Raw genomic sequence first — 13775 nt, forward strand, 5'->3', positions numbered from 1 at the left:
CGGAGCATATTTTGAGAATAGTGAAAATAAACAAAACGAGACATATTTTGAAGATAGAAATAAAGCATATGTGGAATATTCTGAAGATAATGTTTCAGATAAAATCGCTGGTGCTGCAGAAAATCCAGGAGTTATACAGGATATGAGACAGGATCAAAGCGTAGAGTTATCCGGGAATACTGCTACATTGAACAATAATATAGAAACAACCAGAAACATTACAACGAACAACAGCGCAGAACCATCCGGAAATACAATTTCGGGCAACGTCATCTCAGACAACAGATTATCTGAGAAAGCCCGCCTGCCACGTCCGGGTGCTTACCGTGTACAGGTCGGTCTGTACCGCAATTGGGTATATGCACAGCGCCTGTTAGATGAACTTCTGGCGGCAGGCTATCCGGCATATCTGGATGAATCCGGTCCGTATATCCGCGTGCAGGTTGGTCCATTCATGACGCTTATGGAAGCTGTCCGTATGGAGAGAAAACTCCGCAGAGACGGGTACGATACACTTGTCATCCGGGGAAAATAAAATACCGATGCTCATAAAATTTCAGGCAGAGTTTTACAAGAGTTTAACATAAGATACTCCTTAGATTTTACGCTCTATACTTATAATGATACCAGAACCAGAGAACGGAAGCCACATGAGTGCCGCTCATAAGTGGCTGTAAGTTCCAAGGATTCACAAAGATATAAGCATAATAGAGGTTTATTCCGGATGAGGAGGGAAAAGTTATGAACTTTATATGGGAAACGGTAAATAAATATGTCCCTGAAAATATGGCAGACGGTGTATTCCTGACAACTTTGATCGTAGGATGGTGCGCGCTGGTATTTGGTATTGGAATGTTATTCTGCATGGTGGCAGCAGGATCTGCATCTGCAGGATGCATTGTAAATGTAATGTGCATGGCACTTTATGCGGCAATCATCTTCGGATTGTTCGGAGGAATTTTCTATCTGTTCCGCCATCACAGACCGGGAGCCGGAAGCGCAAGATAGATTTTCTACGGAAGTTATAAAAAGAAGTTGAAAAGATGCTTTGATAGTGCTAAACTCCTATAAAAGCGTCTTTTTCTTTTGCGCTTTCAAGCGTGTCTATTTATATCTAAAGTATCTGAAAGGAATTCATGCTTTTAAATTTCACGAATAACAGCAGGAGTCCTGAAGGTACTAAAAAGACCGCACAAATTTCTTGTGAAGGACTCACAAAAAAGAAGGGAGAAATTCATGAGAAAAAACAGAGAGTACAAAAGTGATGTGTTTTCCATGTTAATGGAAAGCAAGGAAAATGCACTGGAAATTTACAATGCATTAAACGATTCGGGGTACACCAACCCGGAAGACGTGGAGATTGTTCAATTGGAGAGGGGCGTATCGCTCTCCATTCGGAATGATGCTTCATTCATTATTGACATGAATATCAATTTCTACGAGCATCAGTCTACATACAATCCGAATATGCCGCTTCGGAGTTTGATTTATTTTGTAAATGCATTGGAAGACTGGCTGAAAGATAATGACAAGGATCTGTTCAGCAGGAAACAAATACAGATACCGACACCGCATTTTGTTATATTTTATAATGGGATGCAAAAGAGACCGGAATACGAAGAAATGAGATTGTCGAACGCTTTTTATCACAAAGTCGACGAACCGCAGATAGAGATCATCTGCAAGGTTTATAATATCAATCCAGAGAATAATCAGATTTTGAAAAAGAAATCAACAGTACTGGAAGGATATACTTACTTTGTAGAGAAAGTAAGAGAGAATCAAAGGCAGGGAATGAATCTGGAAGAGGCAGTGGACAGCGCGATAAAAGACTGCATAGATAATCATATATTGGAAGATTTTTTTAGGAGAAGAAAGGACGACGTAAAGAAAATGACACATCTGGATTATACATGGGAAAAACGGGAAAGGTTAATACGCATGGAAGAATATGCAGATGGCGAAGCGGCTGGAATACAGAAAGGTAAGATAGATTCTCTGCTGGAAATCTTACAGGAACTCGGCGATATCCCGGAAGCACTTCAGAACAGAATCAGATCTGAAAAAGATCTACAGGTTTTGACAAGCTGGCTGAAAGCAGCGGCGAGAGCAGATTCCGTGGAAGAGTTTCAAGCGAAAGCAGGACTGCTATAATTACTATATTTTGACGCGCCACCGGCTTTTATGTTATTATTGATATGGTTGATGCACATATCAGGAAATAATATAAAAACGGAGGCATATATGGCAGGTCGTTTAGAATTTAAAGAAAAATTAGGTGATATATTAAAAGAAGCAATCGCACAGGGCGGTGAGATGCAGAAAGAGGAAGTCGAGAAGTTCTTCGCAGAAGACGGACTTTCCGAAGAACAGATTGATCTTGTGTGTGATTATCTGTTGTCTCAGAAAGTATCGGTTTATGGCTATCAGAAGAAGTCGGGCGTAGTGAGAATGGTGGAAGAGCCGACAAAACTCAGTACAGAAGAACAGGCATATCTCGTGGAATACCGCAGAAGTATCGAAGAGATACAGAAGAAAGCAGCAAAAGAACCGATGGAAGAGAAGATGGCTTATTATCTTCCGAAGATTGTAGATGAAGCATTGAAAATGCATCGTGGCAATGTATTTCTCGGAGATATGATACAGGAAGGAAGCTTAAGCCTGGTGCTTGCACTTTCCCAGACAGAGGAAGAAGAGAAGATTATGGAAAAAGTACGGGCAGGAATCGATGTACTTCTGGAGTCACAGGATGAGACAACGAGAAGAGATCACCGCATGGTAGAGAAAGTCTCAGATCTGGATCAGGCGATCCGTGATATGACCGAGGAGAATGGAAGAAAAGTTGCAGTGGATGAAGTTGCAGATAAGCTTGGAATTACAGAAGCGGAGATCGCAGATATTCTGAAATTAGCAGGAGAAGAGGTGGAGTAATCCACCTCTTTTTTGTATAATAGGAAATTGCATTTCCTATTATACAAAAGACCACCGCTTACGCGATAGATACACGTAAAGCGACGGTCTTGTCTTTATTCCTCCTCGTCCTCTTCTTCCGGCTGTGGTTCCGGCAAGTAAGCATGGACAGTTTCGATACGGTTTTTGTCTAGTTTTTCGACAATAAGACGGATACCATCTTCCGTTGTGATTGAATCTCCGACTTCCGGAAGGCGATCCAGATGTTCGATGATAAATCCACCGATGGAATCATAATCTTCTGAAGTAAGATCAAGATCCAGACGGTCATTTAAGTCATCCAGATTCGTGGAACCTTCAATCAGGTACTCCCGTTCGCCGACTTCCTGTGCGAAATCTTCTTCATTTTCATCATATTCATCGTGGATTTCACCGACGATCTCCTCCAGAATGTCTTCAAGTGTAATCAGACCGGAAGTTTCGCCATACTCATCCAGAACGATGGCGATATTGAAAGAGGATTCTCGCATCTCAACGAGAAGTTCGGAAATATTCTTATATTCATAAGTGAAATATGCTTCTCTTAAAATATCACGGATATGAAATTCTTTCGTATTATCATATAAAAGAAGATCTTTCATATTGATTGTACCGATCACATTGTCGGTTGTTTCTTCAAAAATCGGAAGTCTTGTAAATTTATCTTCTCGGAAAATCTCAATCAGTTCTTCATAAGTCGATTCTACGTCCGCAAATGTTACATGTACACGCGGTACCATAACATCTTTTGCCTTCGCATCTCCTAAATCAACCACGTTGTAGATCATTTCTTTCTCATCGGATTCAATAACTCCGTCCTCATGGCTGACATTTACAATGGTACGAAGTTCATTTTCAGTCATTGTACGATTCTTCGCATTTGGATCGATATGAAAAATAAGAAGAATCAAAGAGGACAGTCCATTGATGATGAAAATAACCGGTGTCATGACTTTCATGAGAAAGCTGATGACAGGTGCATAAAGCAGAGAAATCTTCTCCGCGTAAACGGTCGCAGTTGTCTTTGGCGTGATTTCTCCGAACAGAAGAATCAGCACTGTAATGATCGCACTTGCGACAGCGACCATAGATCCACCCAGCTTGTAGGCAATAGTTGTTGCCAGAGAAGCGGCAGCCGTATTCACGATATTATTTCCAATGAGGATTGTACTTAGCAATTTGCTGGAATTTTCCGTGATACGAAGTACAGTCTTCGCGCGCTTATTGCCTTCTTCTTCCAATGTGCGCATGCGAATCTGACTTGCAGTTGTAAGAGCCGTTTCTGCGGAAGAAAAGAACCCCGACAGAAGCAGCAGAATTATCAGAATTATAAATTGTATGGCGTCATCCGAACCCAATTTAAATATCACTCCTTTTGGTTTGTATATAGCACTAATATAGCGCATTTCATGGTATTTTGCAAGAGTTCGTTGAATTTGCAGTTTATTTATTGTATGATGTACAAGGAATAAAAGACACACTCTATTCTATAAGGAGAAATCATAGATGAATCAGAATATATATGATAAATTGAAACAGATTCTTTCGTCTGCACAGGTGAAAGCAGATGAACCGATGAAGAATCATATTACGTTCCGGGTAGGTGGCCCGGCAGACGTATACGTGGTACCGAAGACAAAGGAAGAACTTTTACAGGTTATTACATGCTGTAAAGCGGAGAATGTTCCTTATTATATAATTGGAAATGGAAGTAATCTTCTGGTCGGAGACAAAGGCTACAGAGGCGTTGTAATCCAGATTTTCAAAGAGATGAATGAGATTACCTGCGAGGGAAATGTAATCTGCGCACAGGCGGGAGCACTGCTTTCACAGGTTGCAGCGAAAGCGCTGGAGCAAAGTCTTACAGGATTTGAATTTGCGGCAGGAATTCCGGGAACGCTCGGCGGCGCCTGTGTGATGAACGCCGGAGCATACGGTGGTGAGATGAAAGATGTTCTGAAGGAAGTGACAGTTTTGACGGATGAGGGAGAATTCCTTACGATTCCGAAGGAAGAGCTGGAACTGGGATACCGTACAAGCGTAATCGCAAAAAAAGGCTACATTGTCATAGAGGCAGTTCTTGAACTTAAGAGTGGAAATGCAGATGAGATCAGGGCTTACATGGATGAGCTGAAGGAAAAGCGCATTACAAAACAGCCGCTGGAATATCCGAGTGCTGGAAGTACATTTAAGCGACCGGAAGGATATTTCGCCGGAAAACTGATCCAGGATGCAGATCTCCGTGGCTTTCAGGTAGGAGGCGCACAGGTTTCCGAAAAACATTGCGGATTTGTTATTAATAAGGATCATGCGACAGCAGCAGATATCGTAGAACTGATGCAGCAGGTGTCAGACAGAGTGGAGGAAAAGTTCGGCGTGAAATTAGAGCCGGAAGTAAAAAGATTAGGAGAGTTCTAGTATGAGATTTGTGATTGTAACGGGTATGTCGGGAGCAGGAAAAAGTACAGCGCTTAAGATGCTGGAAGATATGGGTTATTTTTGCGCAGATAATCTGCCGGTGCCATTGATTCCAAAATTTGCAGAGCTTTTAAGTGTGCCGGGTACAGAGATGAATAAGGCGGCGCTTGGCGTGGATATCCGTAGCGGTCAGAGTTTCAAAGAACTGGAGCGTGTACTTAGTGAGCTGGATGAAGCAGGACTTACTTATGAGATTCTGTTCCTGGAATCCAGTGACGATGTGCTGATCAAACGATATAAAGAGACAAGACGTTTTCATCCATTGTCCGGCAGCAGCCAGAGAGTGGACAAAGGAATTGCCGAGGAACGTGAAAAATTAAGCTTTCTTAAGAAGAAGGCAAATTACCTGTTGGATACGAGCCATATGCTGACGCGCGAATTAAAAGGCGAACTGAATAAAATTTTCGTAGAAAACAAGGAATACAAGAACTTATACATAACAGTTCTGTCTTTTGGATTTAAATACGGAATCCCAAGTGATGCAGATCTTGTATTTGATGTCCGTTTTCTGCCGAACCCATATTATATAGAAGAATTACGTTCAAAGAGCGGTAATGACAAAGAAGTCAGAGATTATGTTATGGAAAATGAGAAATCTTGGGAATTTTTGGAGAAACTGACAGACATGATTGAATTTCTGATTCCGAATTACGTGGCAGAAGGAAAGACGCAGCTTGTGATCGGAATCGGTTGTACCGGTGGAAAACACAGATCCGTAACTCTGGCGAATGCATTATACGAAACACTTCAGGAAAATGAAGAAAACTATGGCGTTAGAATCGAACACAGAGACATTGAAAAGGATGCTAAAACGAAAGCAAGATAGGAGCAGGAAATGTCATTTTCCGGGAAAATAAAAGAAGAACTGGCAGAACATTCGACGGATGCAAGACATTGCAATCTTGCAGAACTTTCTGCAATTGTGCAAATGTGTGGGCATTTTTCGGAAGATTTTAAGGGCAGAATCACTTTACAGGTGGACACGGAAAATTATCCAGTTGCAAGAAAATGCTTTACATTAATGAGAAAAACATTTAATATAAAGACTGATATCGTAATTCGAAGACATGCAGGAAAGGACAACTGGAGTTATCATCTCTTCTGGAGGGGAGAAGAACTCCTTGCGGTAAAGAATGCGGACGTTCAGGCAGTCTGTTGTAAAAGAGCCTATATTCGGGGCGCATTTCTTGCGGCGGGATCAATGAGTGATCCTACGAAGTCATACCATCTGGAGATTGTATGTGCGCAGGAAGAACGGGCAGAGCATCTGAAGACTCTGATGAACAGCTTCGGAACCGATGCGAAGATTGTACAGCGGAAGCGAATGCATGTTGTATATCTGAAGGAAGGTTCCCAGATTGTGGATATGCTGAATGTTATGGAGGCGCATGTTGCATTACTGGAGCTGGAGAATGTCCGGATCCTGAAAGAGATGCGTAATGCCGTCAACAGGAAAGTGAATTGCGAAACTGCTAATATTAACAAAACCGTTTCTGCCGCAGTAAGGCAGATGGAGGATATTGCATATATCCGGGATACGATTGGTTTTGATGAATTGCCGGATGGGTTGAAAGACGTCGCCCTTACACGTCTGGCATATCCGGATGCAGCACTGAAGGAGCTGGGAAGTCTGTTACGTGAACCTGTAGGAAAATCAGGTGTGAATCACAGACTGAGGAAATTAAGTGAGATAGCGAATAAGTTAAGGGAAAATAAGGAGGAGCAACACTATGATTAAGAAGCCTGTTACGATTCGAAACAGCATGGATATGGAAACAAGACCGATTGCACACCTTGTGCAGGAAGCGAGCCAGTATAAGAGTCAGGTATATATCGAGATGGATGATAAGAAGATTAACGCAAAGAGTATTATGGGAATGATGAGCCTGAATCTTTCAGAAGGAACGGCGATTACTGTTGCAGCAGACGGAGAGGATGAATCCGAGGCAGTAGCAGGTGTGGAAGCATTCCTCGTTGCTAACAAATAATCATACATAATGATAATATAAGACATAAGAAAAGAGTTCCGGTTAAGGAACTCTTTTTCAGACGAGTGAAAGGAGAGCGGAGTATGAAAAGATTACTGTTTGTATATAATCCGCATGCCGGCAAAGGCATGCTCGCACCAAAGGTGTCAGACGTTGTAGATATTTTTGTGAAAGCAGGTTATGAAGTGGTGATCTATCCGACGCAGGCATATCATGACGCATATAAGAAAATATCCGAATATGATGCCAGTACATATGATCTGGTTGTGTGCAGCGGAGGTGACGGAACATTGGATGAAGTTGTGACCGGAATGATGAAACGTGAAGACCGTGATCCGATCGGATATATTCCGGCTGGAACAACGAATGACTTTGCGAACAGCCTGCATATTCCGAAAGATGTTCTGAAAGCTGCGGACAATGCAGTGAATGGTTCCGAATTCTGCTGTGATGTCGGTAAATTCAATGACGGTATTTTCGTCTATATTGCCGCGTTTGGTTTATTTACGGATGTATCTTATGAGACAAAGCAGGAATTGAAGAACGTGCTCGGACATCTTGCATACCTTCTGGAAGGAACGAAGCGTCTGTTTAACATTCCGTCTTACCGGATCAAAGTAGAACATGACGGAGAGGTGATCGAGGACGAATTTGTATTCGGAATGGTAACAAATTCCAGATCTGTAGGCGGTTTCCGCAATATGATCGGAAAGGAAGTCGCATTTGACGACGGTCTGTTTGAAGTTACATTGATTAAGACACCGAAGAATCCAATTGCTTTACAGGAGATCATCGCATCACTTCTGATCGAACAGGTGGACACAAAGCATATGTACACATTCAAAACAGGCAAGATCACATTCGAGTCGATTGAAGAGATCCCATGGACATTGGATGGGGAGTATGGCGGAAGCCATGATGAAGTTGTCATTGAGAATTTGCAGAAACAGTTACATCTAATGGTTCCGGAAGATGAAATGAAGAAATTGTCTGTGAATCACAAGAAAGAAAACTAGCGAAAGCAGCCGAAAAATGCAGGGCTGTAGAAAAAATTGCAAAAAAACATAAAAAATGAAAAAAAGTACTTGCTTATTTATAGAATGTTTGCTATACTAGGCAAGTACGAAAGAGCAAGGCTCCCTGGTCAAGCGGTCAAGACGCTAGCCTCTCACGCTGGAATCAGGGGTTCGATTCCCCTGGGAGTCACTCGGTATGAAACCGGAGTTCATTATGAATTCCGGTTTTGTTTTATATATCTACAATATCAAGTCAGGCAGTTCAGCCTGCATAATTCCTGAAATTATGACATTGCAATAGTACATTTTTACTTTCATACAGATTTTTGATACAGGGTGTCAGGCTTTTGACCTGGCATCATATAATGTAGTAAAAGGAGATATAATTTTATGATGATATTTTCAAAAATATATTTGTGCAGATGGTTTATGCTGTATCTGCTTGCCACCTGTCTGGTGTGGATTGCCGGACAGGACGCGCGTACACACAGAATTTCAAATCGGTCCGTGCTGGCATTTGGAGCGCTGGCGGCAGCGTACCGGATGCTCTGCCCTGAACTTTCGTGTCAGGCGGTGTGCGTTGGAGTGTTTGCTGTCAGTGTGCCGTTACTTCTGCTGGCAGCATGGAAGCCGGGTGCTGTTGGTGGCGGAGATGTAAAATTAATGGCAGCAGGTGGGAGTTTATTTGGTGCAAATGGAATCTGGCAAGCGTTTTTTACTGGCATTTTGCTGGCAGGAATCTGGACAATCGTGATGCTTTTGTGCAAAAAGGTGAAACGGAAGTCGAGTATCCCGCTTGGTCCGTTTCTTAGTGCGGGAATGCTGATTTCTTTGTCCTTGTTTTTTTGAAAGTAATGGTCTATAATAAAAAAATGAAATGTGAATTGAAGAATTGGAGGAATATGATATGTTAGTATCAGCAAAAGAGATGCTTGAAAAAGCAGTTGAAGGTCACTATGCAGTAGGTCAGTTCAACATCAACAATCTGGAGTGGACAAAAGCAGTACTGAATGCGGCTGAAGAGATGAAATCTCCGGTAATCCTTGGAGTATCTGAAGGAGCAGGAAAGTACATGACTGGATTCAAGACAGTTGCTGCTATGGTAGAAGCTATGATGGGTGAGCTTGGAACAACAGTTCCGGTTGCTTTACATCTGGATCACGGTACTTACGAAGGAAGTTATAAGTGTATCGAGGCTGGATTCTCTTCTATCATGTTTGACGGATCTAAATATCCAATCGAAGAGAACGTTGCAAAGACAAAAGAACTGATTGAAGTCTGCAACAAGAAAGGAATCTCTCTGGAAGCAGAAGTTGGTTCTATCGGCGGAGAAGAAGACGGAGTTATCGGACAGGGTGAGTGTGCTGATCCGAACGAATGTAAGCAGATCGCAGATCTTGGTGTTACAATGCTTGCAGCAGGTATCGGTAACATTCACGGAAAATATCCTGCAAACTGGGCTGGATTAAGTTTTGAGACTCTGGATGCAATCCAGAAGCTGACAGGAAAACTGCCACTGGTACTTCATGGTGGAACAGGAATTCCGGATGACATGATCAAAAAGGCAATTGATCTCGGAGTAGCTAAGATCAATGTTAATACAGAGTGCCAGCTTTCATTTGCTGATGCAACACGCAAATATATCGAGGCGGGTAAAGATCAGGAAGGAAAAGGCTATGATCCTCGTAAGCTTTTAAAACCAGGATACGAAGCAATCATCGAAACTGTCAAGGAGAAGATGGAATTATTCGGATCTGTTGGAAAAGCAGAATAATTTCAATTTATACTTGCCTTTTTCAGACAATTGAGTTATACTAACAGGCGTAGCGAGAACAAAGGCGTTCCAATGAAAGTTGGAGTGCCTTTTTCTTACATATTCAACAATATTTGAATACAGACAACAAGACACGATTAAGAAAGGAAACGAAAAGACATGAGTGAAGCATTGAAAGTAGCTGAAATTTTTGGGGAAGATGTATTTAACGATACTGTCATGCAAGAGCGTTTGCCAAAGAAGGTCTATAAAGATCTGAAGAAGATTATCGAAGAGGGAAAAGAATTAGACCTTGCAACAGCAGATGTAATTGCTCACGAGATGAAAGAGTGGGCGATTGAGAAAGGAGCTACACATTATACACACTGGTTCCAGCCCCTTACAGGAGCTACCGCTGAGAAACATGATTCTTTTATTTCTGCACCACTGCCGAACGGAAAAGTGCTGATGAGCTTTTCCGGAAAAGAACTGATCAAAGGAGAGCCGGATGCATCTTCATTCCCATCCGGAGGACTTAGAGCAACATTCGAGGCAAGAGGATATACAGCATGGGACTGTACTTCGCCGGCATTTGTAAGACATGATGCAGCAGGCGCTACACTTTGTATTCCGACAGCATTCTGCTCTTACAAAGGAGAAGCACTTGACCAGAAGACACCGCTTCTGCGTTCTATGCAGGCAATCAATGAACAGTCACTGAGACTGCTTCGTTTATTTGGCAATACAACAGCTAAGAAAGTAACTCCTTCTGTTGGAGCAGAGCAGGAGTATTTCCTTGTAGATGCTGAAAAGTTTGAGCAGAGAAAAGACCTTATTTATGCAGGACGTACTTTATTTGGAGCGATGCCTCCAAAAGGACAGGAGATGGACGATCACTATTTCGGAACCATCCGTCAGAGAATTGCCGGATTTATGAAGGACGTCAATATTGAACTGTGGAAAGTTGGAGTTGCATCCAAGACACAGCACAACGAAGTTGCACCGGCACAGCATGAGCTTGCACCGATTTACGGTGAAGCAAATGTAGCTGTTGACCACAACCACCTGGTAATGCAGACATTGAAGAGAGTTGCATGCCAGCATGGAATGAAATGCCTGCTTCATGAGAAACCATTTGCAGGTGTCAACGGATCCGGTAAACATAACAACTGGTCACTGACTACAGATGATGGTAAAAACCTGTTAGAGCCAGGCAAGACACCTCATGAGAACGTACAGTTCTTACTGGTGCTGACATGTATCTTGAAAGCAGTAGACAAACACGCAGCACTGCTTCGTGAATCTGCAGCAGATGTAGGAAATGATCACAGACTGGGAGCAAACGAGGCACCTCCGGCTATCATCTCTATTTTCCTTGGAGATCAGCTTGAAGATGTAATCCGCCAGCTCGTAGATACCGGAGAAGCTACACACAGTCTGAAAGGCGGAAGACTGGAGACAGGTGTAAGTACACTTCCGGATCTTGCAAAAGATGCAACAGACCGTAACCGTACATCGCCGTTTGCATTTACAGGTAACAAATTTGAGTTCCGTATGGTAGGATCAAGAGATTCTATTTCCGGATCAAACGTTGTACTTAACACAATCGTAGCAGAAGCATTTGCAGAGGCGTGTGATGTCCTGGAGAAAGCAGATGACTTCGATATGGCAGTACATGATCTGATCAAGAAATATGCAACAGAGCACCAGAGAATCATTTTCAATGGTAACGGATATGCAGATGCATGGGTAGAAGAAGCTGAGAGAAGAGGACTTCCGAACATCAAATCTATGGTAGAAGCTGTACCGGCACTGGTAACAGAAGATACAGTATCTATGTTTGAAAAGTTTAAAGTATTCACAAAGGCAGAGCTTGAGTCACGTGTAGAGATCAAGTATGAGAACTACTCAAAGGCTATCAACATTGAAGCGCGTACAATGATCGACATGGCAAGCAAACAGATCATCCCGGCTGTTATCAAATATACAAAATCTCTGGCAGATACAGTACTTGCAGTGAAAGAAGCAGGAGTAGACGCTTCCGTACAGGCTGGACTGCTGAAAGAGACAAGTGATCTCCTGGCTGCGACAAAGAGCGCACTGGATGCACTCAGTACTGTAACTGATAAGGCAGCAGCTATGGATGAAGGTGAAGAGCAGGCAAGATTCTATCACTTCGATGTAGTACCTGCAATGGAAACTCTGCGTACACCGGTTGACAAATTGGAAATGATCGTAGACAAAGAAGCATGGCCGATGCCATCATATGGAGATCTGATCTTTGAAGTGTAATCGGTTTTGCGATAGATAAAAGATACGATAAATATGAACTCCTGATTTTTATAAATTCATTAGAAAATTTTAAGAACCTTGCACTTGGAATGGCAACTTGTATGTGCTATCCTAAGTGCAAGGTTTTTTATTAGGCACATTTTGCTGATTAAGGAGATAATAGAATGACGAAACAGGAATTTCTGGAAAAATTAAGAGCCGCACTTGGCAATGACTTAAGTGGTGCAGTTGTAAGTGAGAATGTGAATTATTATAAGCAGTATATTACAGATGAAGTAGCGAAAGGAAAATCCGAAAAAGAAGTGATAGATGAATTGGGAGATCCATGGGCGATTGCCCGTACGATCATAGATGCACAGGAGAACCAGGAGTACACAGAAGGTGAATACAGAAGTGAGACCACTGCAAATAGCGAATATGATTCCGTCAAACAGAATAGATATGGCAATGTCCATGTATTTGGATTGGACAGCTGGTGGAAGAAACTTCTTCTGATACTGGGGCTTGTTGGAATTATCGTCTTGATCGTGGCGGTGATCGGAGGAATTATCAGCATTCTTGCGCCGATCGTTCTTCCGCTTATTGTGTTGATGTGGATTCTCCGGGTAATCGGACAGAGACGAAGATAAGAACTGAAAGCAGAAGAAAAATTTGATGAATCCCTGTGATAAAAAGAAAAATATAAAGTAAAAGACCGATGGGGGAGCCATCGGTCTTTTGAGGGGAGTATAAATAATTAATAAGGGGTTGTAGAAAGTAACCTTTCTACAAGTTTAAGTATAATATAGCAAGAGTCAAAAAGCAAGAAAAACCTTAAAAAAATCTTAATATATTTGTAAGCCTGTTTTTGTGAAAAAGATACATAAAACAGATGCAGATGGACACAATAATCCTGTAACTTAAAAAAGAATTAGGAGGAATTTAAAATGGCAAAAAACTCATCAAACATGAATGCATCTGATAAGAATGCTTATGGCAAAAACATCGCAGACAAGAACTCATCTAACAAAAACGGATATAATAAGAATGCATCCAAAAAGAATGCATATGGGCAGTCCGACAAGAATGAATCCAATAGAAATTCTTCTGATAGCAACTGCCACGGCTACAAAGAGAGACAGTAATCAGAAAATGGCGTAACAATCCGCACTTATAAGACAGTGAAATATGGCGGAAAGAGTGTCAAACTCTATTCGGCATGGTCAAAAGCAGCAAAAGCAAAAATCAAATAATGTGTGATGCAGTTTGCGCTTTATGATGGTAGTCATTTATAATGAAGTAAACAAAAAGGCTTCCCTG

Annotated in this window: 15 protein-coding genes and 1 tRNA gene; 15 read left to right on the plus strand and 1 reads right to left on the minus strand. The window is 41.9% G+C overall.

Annotation, left to right across the window (positions count from 1 at the left end; all coding sequences use genetic code 11):
• Positions 1 to 142 precede the first annotated feature (142 nt).
• From H8S07_RS14940 to H8S07_RS09240, 4 genes are all read left to right on the plus strand, one after another.
• A complete protein-coding gene (locus tag H8S07_RS14940) occupies positions 143 to 535 on the plus strand; it encodes an SPOR domain-containing protein (RefSeq protein WP_226977400.1) in 393 nt (130 codons plus the stop codon).
• Between the two features lie 206 nt (positions 536 to 741).
• Complete coding sequence (locus tag H8S07_RS09230; protein WP_186855924.1) at positions 742 to 1008, plus strand: hypothetical protein; 267 nt, start codon at positions 742 to 744, stop codon at positions 1006 to 1008.
• Positions 1009 to 1236: 228 nt separating this feature from the next.
• Positions 1237 to 2154: an RpnC/YadD family protein gene (locus H8S07_RS09235; RefSeq protein ID WP_186855925.1), complete on the plus strand. Its 918-nt coding sequence runs from the start codon at positions 1237 to 1239 to the stop codon at positions 2152 to 2154.
• 90 nt (positions 2155 to 2244) lie between these two features.
• Positions 2245 to 2931, plus strand: coding sequence for a sigma-70 domain-containing protein (locus H8S07_RS09240; protein ID WP_186855926.1), 687 nt, complete (start codon positions 2245 to 2247; stop codon positions 2929 to 2931).
• 95 nt (positions 2932 to 3026) lie between these two features.
• On the opposite strand, the gene H8S07_RS09245 is transcribed toward H8S07_RS09240, so the two are convergent.
• Positions 3027 to 4307, minus strand: coding sequence for an HlyC/CorC family transporter (locus H8S07_RS09245; protein WP_186855927.1), 1281 nt, complete (start codon positions 4305 to 4307; stop codon positions 3027 to 3029).
• A 148-nt stretch (positions 4308 to 4455) separates the two neighbouring features.
• Here H8S07_RS09245 and murB point away from each other — a divergent pair, with 148 nt between their 5' ends.
• From murB to H8S07_RS09300, 11 genes are all read left to right on the plus strand, one after another.
• Positions 4456 to 5367 carry a UDP-N-acetylmuramate dehydrogenase gene (murB, locus tag H8S07_RS09250; RefSeq protein ID WP_186855928.1) on the plus strand — a complete coding sequence of 304 codons (912 nt, stop codon included), beginning with the start codon at positions 4456 to 4458 and terminating at the stop codon, positions 5365 to 5367.
• 1 nt (position 5368) lies between these two features.
• On the plus strand, positions 5369 to 6253 hold the full coding sequence (gene rapZ / locus H8S07_RS09255; protein ID WP_021860168.1) for an RNase adapter RapZ: 885 nt from the start codon (positions 5369 to 5371) through the stop codon (positions 6251 to 6253).
• A gap of 9 nt (positions 6254 to 6262) precedes the next feature.
• The gene (gene whiA, locus H8S07_RS09260; RefSeq protein ID WP_021860169.1) at positions 6263 to 7165 is read left to right on the plus strand and encodes a DNA-binding protein WhiA; all 903 of its coding nucleotides are present in this window, start codon (positions 6263 to 6265) and stop codon (positions 7163 to 7165) included.
• On the plus strand, positions 7158 to 7415 hold the full coding sequence (locus H8S07_RS09265) for an HPr family phosphocarrier protein (protein ID WP_021860170.1): 258 nt from the start codon (positions 7158 to 7160) through the stop codon (positions 7413 to 7415). The genes whiA and H8S07_RS09265 overlap by 8 nt, the downstream gene beginning before the upstream one ends.
• A gap of 83 nt (positions 7416 to 7498) precedes the next feature.
• On the plus strand, positions 7499 to 8431 hold the full coding sequence (locus H8S07_RS09270) for a diacylglycerol/lipid kinase family protein (RefSeq protein ID WP_021860171.1): 933 nt from the start codon (positions 7499 to 7501) through the stop codon (positions 8429 to 8431).
• Positions 8432 to 8549: 118 nt separating this feature from the next.
• Positions 8550 to 8621, plus strand: a tRNA-Glu gene (locus tag H8S07_RS09275).
• Between the two features lie 200 nt (positions 8622 to 8821).
• Positions 8822 to 9280, plus strand: a complete 459-nt coding sequence (locus H8S07_RS09280) for a prepilin peptidase (RefSeq protein WP_118288356.1) — start codon at positions 8822 to 8824, stop codon at positions 9278 to 9280.
• 58 nt (positions 9281 to 9338) lie between these two features.
• Positions 9339 to 10205: a class II fructose-1,6-bisphosphate aldolase gene (gene fba / locus H8S07_RS09285; RefSeq protein WP_021860173.1), complete on the plus strand. Its 867-nt coding sequence runs from the start codon at positions 9339 to 9341 to the stop codon at positions 10203 to 10205.
• Positions 10206 to 10364: 159 nt separating this feature from the next.
• Complete coding sequence (locus tag H8S07_RS09290) at positions 10365 to 12476, plus strand: glutamine synthetase III family protein (RefSeq protein WP_186855929.1); 2112 nt, start codon at positions 10365 to 10367, stop codon at positions 12474 to 12476.
• Positions 12477 to 12640: 164 nt separating this feature from the next.
• Entirely contained in the window at positions 12641 to 13105 is a 465-nt protein-coding gene (locus H8S07_RS09295) for a DUF1700 domain-containing protein (protein ID WP_186855930.1), read from the plus strand.
• 297 nt (positions 13106 to 13402) lie between these two features.
• Positions 13403 to 13600, plus strand: coding sequence for a hypothetical protein (locus H8S07_RS09300; RefSeq protein WP_021860176.1), 198 nt, complete (start codon positions 13403 to 13405; stop codon positions 13598 to 13600).
• The last annotated feature ends 175 nt before the right edge of the window (positions 13601 to 13775 follow it).

It is taken from the genome of Dorea hominis, assembly GCF_014287705.1.
GTDB lineage: Bacteria > Bacillota > Clostridia > Lachnospirales > Lachnospiraceae > Dorea_D > Dorea_D hominis.

Bases quoted from the DNA above. Each gene is read 5' to 3' on its own strand.
- rapZ (WP_021860168.1), top strand. From the start codon at position 5,369: ATGAGATTTGTGATTGTAACGGGTATGTCGGGAGCAGGAAAAAGTACA.
- H8S07_RS09270 (WP_021860171.1), top strand. From the start codon at position 7,499: ATGAAAAGATTACTGTTTGTATATAATCCGCATGCCGGCAAAGGCATG.
- H8S07_RS09265 (WP_021860170.1), top strand. From the start codon at position 7,158: ATGATTAAGAAGCCTGTTACGATTCGAAACAGCATGGATATGGAAACA.
- H8S07_RS09230 (WP_186855924.1), top strand. From the start codon at position 742: ATGAACTTTATATGGGAAACGGTAAATAAATATGTCCCTGAAAATATG.
- fba (WP_021860173.1), top strand. From the start codon at position 9,339: ATGTTAGTATCAGCAAAAGAGATGCTTGAAAAAGCAGTTGAAGGTCAC.
- H8S07_RS09280 (WP_118288356.1), top strand. From the start codon at position 8,822: ATGATGATATTTTCAAAAATATATTTGTGCAGATGGTTTATGCTGTAT.
- whiA (WP_021860169.1), top strand. From the start codon at position 6,263: ATGTCATTTTCCGGGAAAATAAAAGAAGAACTGGCAGAACATTCGACG.
- H8S07_RS09240 (WP_186855926.1), top strand. From the start codon at position 2,245: ATGGCAGGTCGTTTAGAATTTAAAGAAAAATTAGGTGATATATTAAAA.
- H8S07_RS14940 (WP_226977400.1), top strand. From the start codon at position 143: ATGAGACAGGATCAAAGCGTAGAGTTATCCGGGAATACTGCTACATTG.
- H8S07_RS09290 (WP_186855929.1), top strand. From the start codon at position 10,365: ATGAGTGAAGCATTGAAAGTAGCTGAAATTTTTGGGGAAGATGTATTT.
- H8S07_RS09300 (WP_021860176.1), top strand. From the start codon at position 13,403: ATGGCAAAAAACTCATCAAACATGAATGCATCTGATAAGAATGCTTAT.
- H8S07_RS09295 (WP_186855930.1), top strand. From the start codon at position 12,641: ATGACGAAACAGGAATTTCTGGAAAAATTAAGAGCCGCACTTGGCAAT.
- H8S07_RS09235 (WP_186855925.1), top strand. From the start codon at position 1,237: ATGAGAAAAAACAGAGAGTACAAAAGTGATGTGTTTTCCATGTTAATG.
- murB (WP_186855928.1), top strand. From the start codon at position 4,456: ATGAATCAGAATATATATGATAAATTGAAACAGATTCTTTCGTCTGCA.